This window comes from Kitasatospora sp. NPDC056327 (genome assembly GCF_042261735.1).
GTDB lineage: Bacteria > Actinomycetota > Actinomycetes > Streptomycetales > Streptomycetaceae > Kitasatospora.
Genome location: NZ_JBHJRC010000521.1, coordinates 1 through 2,252 on the forward strand (window position 1 = coordinate 1; position 2,252 = coordinate 2,252).

Annotated in this window: 1 protein-coding gene; it reads right to left on the bottom strand. The window is 78.4% G+C overall.

Annotated elements, in window-relative coordinates; translation table 11 throughout:
• Window positions 1-92: 92 nt before the first annotated feature.
• A complete protein-coding gene (locus tag ACFCX4_RS35995; RefSeq protein ID WP_376151655.1) occupies window positions 93-1,973 on the bottom strand; it encodes a serine/threonine-protein kinase in 1,881 nt (626 codons plus the stop codon).
• Between the last annotated feature and the right edge of the window lie 279 nt (window positions 1,974-2,252).

Genomic DNA, 2,252 nt, shown 5'->3' on the forward strand with positions numbered 1-2,252 from the left:
ACTCCCGTGGACGCGGCCGTGGGGCTGCCGGGCTCCTGCGGACCTCCCGGTCCCGTCTCCCCGGCGGCGGGGCGGACGCGATGCGCCCGCCCTCAGCGCTGCCGGTCCAGCACCATGTACTCCTCCGGCTTCGCCAGGTCCGGGCTGTAGTGGAGGGTGCCGTCCGGCGCCACCTTGATCAGACGGTGGACCGACCGGTCGGTGATGCAGGAGTCGCCCGGGGAGGACCCGGTCTCCCGGGCCGTGTAGGTGACCCCGGCCTCGGTCGCGCCGGTGAGCGTCCACGCGCCCTCGCACCAGGTGCCCGTGTTCTTCGTGCTGGCGCGGATCGTGCTCCGCTCCTCGTTCGGGGCCGACTGGTGGACGGTGAGGACGAGGACGGTGACGTCCCCGTTGGCGGCCTTGCGCTGGCCGGTCCAGGTCCCGAGGTACTTCACCGGGACGGCACCGGGCCCCTCGTCGGCGGGGTCCGCGGCGGGCGCGGGGGCGGCCCCGGTCGCACCGGTGGCACCGCCGGCCGGCTCCGGCTGCCCCGGGGCCGGGGTGGTGGGCCGCGCCCCGGCCGGGGCGCTCGCCCCGGACTTCGAGGCACCGCTCCGCCCGTCGTCCCCCCGCAGACGGTCGACCGCCAGGTATCCGCCGCCGAGCAGCAGGACGACGGCCAGCGCGGCGGCCGGCAGGACGTACCGCCGCCGGCCCCGCGGCTGCGGGTACGGACCGTGGCCCGGCCCGGTGACCGGGGCCGGGGGCGCCGGGTACAGGGCGGGCGGCGGGATCGGCGGGTACGGTCCGACGGGTGCCACCGGACCTCCCCGTGCTCCCGGGCCTCCCGGCCCGGCGGGTCCGGCGGGTCCGGCGGGTCCGGCGGGCGGCGGCGGGCCGAAGGCCGGCAGGACCGGCGGCCCGAACACGGCGGCGCCGCCGCCCGGCACGGCCTCGGCCGCCCGCGCCGCCCGCGCCGCCTCGGCGGCCGTCCCGCTCCCGGCGGGGACCCGGGTGCTCACCGTCGGCTCCGGGCTCCGCACCGCGGCACCGTACCCCGTGGCCGGCCCCGCGCCGGTGCCCCGCTCCCCCTCCAGGTCGAGCAGGTGCACGGCGCTGCGCCCGACCGCCGCCGCCAGCGGCGCGGGCAGCCAGTCCCCGTGCCCCAGCCGGACACCGGCCGCGCCGTCCTCCCCCAGGCGGGCCCGGAGTCGCGCGGTCGTCGGCCGGGCGGCCGGGTCCTTGGCCAGGCACTCGTGGACGAGGGCGTGCAGCGGGCCGGTCAGCCCGGCGAGGTCGGGTTCCTCGTGCAGCACCCGGTAGAGCAGGACGGGCGCGCTCACCCCGGAACCGAACGGCATCGTGCCGGTCGCGGCGTAGGCGAGCACCGCACCGAGCGAGAAGACGTCGCCGGCCGGCCCGGCGGGAAGCCCGTTCACCTGCTCCGGCGACATGAAGCCCGGGGAGCCGAACACCTGGCCGGACCGGGTGAGTCCGGAGGTCTCGTCCACCGCCCGGGCGATGCCGAAGTCGATCAGCCGCGGCCCGTCCAGGGTGAGCAGCACGTTGGACGGCTTGACGTCCCGGTGCACCAGCCCGAGGCCGTGCACATGGGCGAGCGCCTCGGCGAGGCCGGCCCCGAGGGTCCGGACGGCCGGCTCCGGCAGCGGTCCGAACTCCTCGACGGCGGCGGTGAGCGCGGGTCCGGCGACGTAGCCGGTGGCCACCCAGAGGTACCCGCCGTCGGTGTCCGCGTCCAGGACCGGCGCGGTCCAGGCGCCGTCGACCCGCCGGGCGGCGGCCACCTCCTGCCGGAACCTGGCCCGGAACTCCGGGTCGCCGGCCAGGTCGCGGCGGATCACCTTGACGGCGACGGTCCGCCCGCCGGCGGTCCGGCCGAGGTAGACCCGGCCCATCCCGCCGGCACCGAGCCGCCGCAGCAGCCGGTACTCCCCCACCTGCCGCGGATCGTCCGCTTCCAGCGGCTGCATGCCCCACGCTCCCCTCGACGCCCCGCGCGACCGTCCCCACCCGTGCGTCCGGAGCAGACGCTACCGCTCCGGGATCACCCGTGGAACGGGATCACGATCACGGAGTGATCGTCAGATGATCATAGGCTCGCGGTCGGTCGCTGCCGACTCCGCGTCAGTCCCGGTACCGGCGCGGCCGTTCGACGCTTTCACGGGCCGGTCCCGGCCGGAGCCGTCGCACGGCCGACGGGTCGTGCACTCCCGAGCGCACCCGGCCCGCGCCGCCCGGACGCTCCGGGC